Origin of the sequence: Streptomyces sp. NRRL S-1022, assembly GCF_000720135.1 — a bacterium.
Classification (GTDB): domain Bacteria; phylum Actinomycetota; class Actinomycetes; order Streptomycetales; family Streptomycetaceae; genus Streptomyces.
In genome coordinates this window covers 1-5,045 of the sequence record NZ_JOIU01000062.1, presented here as the reverse complement: position 1 = coordinate 5,045, position 5,045 = coordinate 1, and the positions used below count along the sequence as shown (strand labels likewise).

Genomic DNA, 5,045 nt, shown 5'->3' with positions numbered 1-5,045 from the left:
CGCCTCACCGTCACCGAGATGCTCCCCACCCCCGAACAGACCTGGCTCACCGACGACCAGGGCCACCGCTACACCAGCGAACTCCGCCTCGTCGCCGTCGACCCGAGCACCGCTCCCGGGGAGCCGGCATGACCGCCCCCGCACCGAGAACCTTCGTCGAGGACATCCGCGCGCACGCCGACCGCGCTCCCCGCTCCCCCGCCGTGCTGACCGCCGACGGCCCGACCGGCTACGGCGAACTCGCCGCCCGGATCGACCGGCTCGCCGCCCGTCTCGTCGCCCACGGCGTGGGACCGGAGCGGGTCTGCGCGGTGGCCCTGCCCCCCGGCGTGGACGCCGTGGTGGCGACCGCGGCGGTCGTCCGGGCCGGCGGGGCGTTCCTCACGCTGGACACCGGCCTGCCCGACCTGCGGCTGGCCGCGCTCGCGTCCGGCGGCGGCGCGGCCCACCTGATCACCTGTGCCGCCCTCGCCGGCCGTCTCGGACCGCTGGTCGACGCGCCCGCCGTCCTGGTCGACCGGCTCCCCGCCGCCGGCCCGCCGCCGGCCGCCTTCGGCACCCCGCACCCGCGCTCGCTCGCCTACGTCAGCCACACCTCGGGCTCGACCGGTGCGCCCCATCCCGTCCTGATCGAGCACGGCGGCCTGGACACGTACCTGCGCGCCGTCGTCCGCGACAATTCCCTCGGCCCCGGCACCGTCACCCTCCAGCTCGCCCCGCCCGGCTACGACGCCTCCATCCGGGACACCTTCGCCCCGCTCGCCGCGGGCGGGTGCGTCGTCCTGGTGGAACGCTCACGGCTGCTGCACGCCGAGTCCTTCGCCGACACCGTCACCGAGTACGGCGTCGACACCCTCCTCAGCACCACTCCCTCCTTCCTGGGCTTCCTCGCCCAGTCGCCCCGCGCGGCCGAGCGGCTGCGCTCCCTGCGCCTGGTCTGCTCCAGCGGCGAGTCGCTGCGCCCCTTCCTCGCCGCCGGCGGCCGTGCGCTGGTCGGCGGCCGACTGGTCAACCAGTACGGGCCCAGCGAGTGCACCATGACCTCCACCCGCCACGAGGTGCCGGCCGACCCCGACACCTCCGCCGACACCGTCGGCACCGCCATCGACGGCACCGTCGTACGGCTGCTCGATCCGCAGGGCCGCGAAGTCGCGGACGGGCGGACCGGCGAGGTCCACATCGGCGGCGCGGGCGTGGCCCGCGGCTACGGCGGGCGGCCCGCTCTGACCGCCGACCGGTTCCCGCCCGATCCGTACGGGCCGCCCGGCGCACGGCTGTACCGCACCGGCGACCTCGCCCGGCGCGCTCCCGACGGGACCCTCACGTACCTCGGCCGGGCCGACCGCCAGATCAAGATCCGCGGCCACCGGGTGGACCCGGCCGAGATCGAGGGCGCTCTGCTCGCCCACCCCGAGGTCACCGGCGCGGTGGTGACCGCCGAGACCGACGACCGGGGCCGGACCTGGCTCGGCGCCCATGTCACCGGCCCGCTCGCGGACACCACCGACGCCCAGCTGCGCGCCTTCCTGGCCCGCACCCTGCCCCCGCACATGATGCCCAGGCGGTTCACCCGGCTGGAGCGCCTGCCCGTCACCCACAGCGGCAAGGCCGACCGGCGGGCACTGCGCGCCCCCCAGCCGGAGCCCGTGTCATGACGGCCGCGGACACCCGGATCGCACCGGCCGCCGTCCCGGCCGCCGCCGACCGGATCGCACCCCATGTCAGGCGCACCCCGCTGCTGCGCCCCGACGCGCTGCCCGGACTGCTGGTCAAGGCCGAACACCTCCAGTACAGCGGGTCGTTCAAGCTCCGCGGCGCGGCCAACGCGATGCTCGCGCTCGACGCCGACGAGGTGGTCGCCGGCTCCTCCGGCAACCACGGCATCGCGGTGGCCACCCTCGGCCGCACGCGGGGCGTCCGGGTGACGGTGGTGATGGCGGCCGGCGCTGCCGAGGCGAAGGAAGCGGCCATCCGGGCGCTCGGCGCCCGGGTCGTCCGGGTGCCCGGCGGGGTGGCCGACCGCGACCGGTACGCCAAGGACCTCGCCGTCCGTACCGGGGCCGCACTGGTGCCCTCCTCCGACCACGAACTGGTGGTGGCCGGGCAGGGCACCGTCGGTCTGGAGGTGCTGCGGGACGCCCCCGACCTCGACGCGGTCTTCGTACCGGTGGGCGGCGGCGGCCTGCTGGCCGGCGTCTGCCTCGCCGCCGCCCATCTGCGCAGCACGGTCCGGATCATCGGTGTGGAGCCCGACCGGGCCCGGCGCTACGCCCGCTCCCTCGCCGCGGGCCGTCCGGTCGAGGTGCCGCCCAGCGACTCGGTGGCTGACGGACTGCGCGGCCAGCGGCCGGGCGAGGTGATCCTCCCGATCGTCCGGCACCGGGTCGACGAGCTGATCGGTGTCGGCGACCGGGCCGTGCTCCGCGCGATGGCCCTGCTGCACCGCGCCGGCATCCCGGCCGAGCCGAGCGGCGCGGCCGCCCTGGCCGGCGCCCTCCGGCTCGGGCTGCCCGGCCGCAGCGCCGTCGTCGTCTCCGGCGGCAACAGCGCAGCGGCCCTGGGCGCCGCCCGGTCCGCGTACGTCGGCACCGGCCGCTGACCGGCCGGGCCGCGTCTTCCCTCTCCCTTGCCCCCTGTCTCCTCTGTCCCTGCCCACACCACTTCCCACCCCCACTTCCCACACACCACTCGCCACACCACTTCGAAGAAGGACGGGCCATGAACATCACCGACACCGCCGAACTCACCCGCCTGATCACCGGCTACTACCGCGAGACGCTCGGCGACGACACCCTCGACGCCACGAGTGACTTCTTCGAGGCGGGCGGCGACTCGCTCGCCGCGTTCCAGATCGTCCACCGTCTCCAGGAACTGCTGGACGCCGAGATCGCCGTCGCCCTGGTCTTCACCTACCCGTCCCCGGCCGAGCTGGCGGAAGTCGTCGTCGACGACCTGTCCCTCGCTCCCGCGTCGGCCTAGGGGGCTCCGGCATGCACGAGGGATCCGTCTCTCTGAGCGGCCGCTGGCGCCTGTGGGACCAGGTCGCGGTGCGCGGCGCGGGGTTCCCGGCGGACGGGGTGCTCCGGCTCGCGCCGGAGGGCCTGGCCGCGGCAGCGGACAAGTTCGGGCCGCGGGACGCCCTGTCCGGCCCGGCCTGGAAGGCCTTCGAGGCAGAGTTCACGCAGGCCGCCGAGCGGGCGGCCGGTAGCGCGCAGCAGATCGCCGCCTCCGGGCCGTTCCGGGCGGCGGTCGCCTGGCAGAACCGGGGGGTGCTCGACTCGGCGATCCGGCCGTTCCTCAACTGGTCGCCGGCGACCGCGGGCCGCACCTTCAAGCAACGCCAGCGCGAGGAGCTGGTCGCGCACTACTGGCAGCGGTTCTGCGTCAAGAACGACACCATCGGCTTCTTCGGACCGGTCGGCTGGGGCGCCTTCGACACCGCCCGGGCCGGCGTGGCCGTCGAGCCGGGCACCGGGCTGACCGCGTCCTCGGAGGTGTTCTGGTCCAGCTGGTCGGTCGACGCCCTGGCCCGGGAGATCGACGCCGACCCGGCGGTGCGCCCCTGGACGGCGCCCCGCCGGGTGCCGTTCGTACGGCTGGAGGAGAACGCCGTACGGCTCCCCGCCCGGCCGCCGCGACCGGTGCCGCCGCAGACGCTGCGGCTGCTGCGCCTGTGCGACGGCACCCGCTCCGTCCCGGCCCTCCAGCAGGAGCTCGGCCCGGGAACGGACGTGCCCGCCCTGCTCGCCGAACTGGTCCGGCTGCGCTGGATCACCTGGCGGCTGGACGTACCCGCGGACATCCGGCCCGACCGCCGGCTGCGCGCCTGCCTGGAGCGGATCGGCGAGCCGGCGCTGCGCGCCGCCGCCCTGGCCCGGGTGGACGAACTGGACAGCGCGGTCGAGGCCGTCCGGGCGGCGGGCGAGGACCCCGAGCGCCTGGTCGCGGCCCTCACCTCGGTCGAGCAGACGTTCCAGCGGGTGACCGACGCGGCCGCGAAACGCGAGAAGAGCGCCACGACGGCGCCCGGCCGCGCCGTGGTCTACTCGGACAGCCGCCGCGCGGCCCGGGTGACGCTCGGCAGCGGTGTACTGGCCGCGCTGGCCCCGCTCGACCTGCTGATGTCCGCGGCCTCCTGGCTGTGCTCGGCGCTGGCCGGCCGCGTGACGGAGCGCGTCACCGAGGTGTACGAGCGGCTGCGGGCCGACGCCGGACCCGGCCGGGCGGTGGACCTGGCCGCCTTCTGGTTCGCCTGCATGCCGGTCCTGCACGGGGCCGCGGCCGCCGACGCCGCCGGCCTCCAGGCGGAGTTCGAGCGCCGCTGGCAGCGGATCCTCCCCGCCTCGGCGGGGGTGCGGCGCGTCACGGTCGCCGGCGCGGACATCGCCGGCCGGGTGGCGGAGGTCTTCGGACCGGCCACCGCGCCGGGCTGGACCGCGGCGCGGTACATCAGCCCGGACGTGATGATCGCCGCGGACGACGCCGCCGCCGTCGAGCGCGGCGAGTTCCACCTCACCCTCGGCGAACTCCACCTGGCCGCCAACACGCTCGGCAACGAGCTGTTCGTCAACCAGCACCCCGACCCCCGTGAGCTGTTCGACCGCACCGACCGCGACCACCCGGCGCCACGGCTGATGCCGCTGCTGCCCAAGGAGCACAAGTCCCGGCTCTCCGCCCGCATCCGGCACGCGCTGGTACGGCCGCGGGACTACCAGGTCGCCCTCCTCGACAACACGGCGGACCCGTTCCGGGACCGCACCGTGCCGAGCGCCGACGCGGTCGTCGAGCACCGCGACGGCCGGCTCTGCGTGGTGCTGCCCGACGGCGCGGTGTTCCCGGTCGTGGAGGTGTTCGCGCACGTGCTGACCACGCTGGTGACGGACCGGTTCCGGCTTCTGCCGGAGGCCGACCACTCCCCGCGGGTCACCATCGACCGGATGACGGTGGCCCGGGAGAGCTGGCGGTTCGCCGGCTCCGCGCTGACGTTCGCCGACGACAAGAGCGAGGCCCGGCGCTTCGTCCGGGCCCGGCAGTGGCGCGACACC

At 76.0% G+C, this 5,045-nt stretch carries 4 protein-coding genes; all 4 read left to right on the top strand.

What is annotated here, in order from left to right; all coding sequences use genetic code 11:
• The first annotated feature begins 128 nt into the window (after positions 1–128).
• Positions 129–1,655 carry an amino acid adenylation domain-containing protein gene (locus tag IG05_RS0140570; protein ID WP_030349120.1) on the top strand — a complete coding sequence of 509 codons (1,527 nt, stop codon included), beginning with the start codon at positions 129–131 and terminating at the stop codon, positions 1,653–1,655.
• Positions 1,652–2,599 carry a pyridoxal-phosphate dependent enzyme gene (locus tag IG05_RS0140565; protein ID WP_030349119.1) on the top strand — a complete coding sequence of 316 codons (948 nt, stop codon included), beginning with the start codon at positions 1,652–1,654 and terminating at the stop codon, positions 2,597–2,599. The genes IG05_RS0140570 and IG05_RS0140565 overlap by 4 nt, the downstream gene beginning before the upstream one ends.
• Positions 2,600–2,718: 119 nt before the next feature.
• The gene (locus tag IG05_RS0140560; RefSeq protein WP_030349118.1) at positions 2,719–2,979 is read left to right on the top strand and encodes an acyl carrier protein; all 261 of its coding nucleotides are present in this window, start codon (positions 2,719–2,721) and stop codon (positions 2,977–2,979) included.
• 11 nt (positions 2,980–2,990) lie between these two features.
• On the top strand, positions 2,991–5,045 hold a 2,055-nt coding region (locus IG05_RS0140555), incomplete at its 3' end, for a lantibiotic dehydratase (protein ID WP_030349117.1).

Excerpts from the sequence above, each read along its gene's own strand:
- IG05_RS0140570 (WP_030349120.1), top strand. The coding sequence starts at position 129 with ATGACCGCCCCCGCACCGAGAACCTTCGTCGAGGACATCCGCGCGCAC.
- IG05_RS0140565 (WP_030349119.1), top strand. The coding sequence starts at position 1,652 with ATGACGGCCGCGGACACCCGGATCGCACCGGCCGCCGTCCCGGCCGCC.
- IG05_RS0140560 (WP_030349118.1), top strand. The coding sequence starts at position 2,719 with ATGAACATCACCGACACCGCCGAACTCACCCGCCTGATCACCGGCTAC.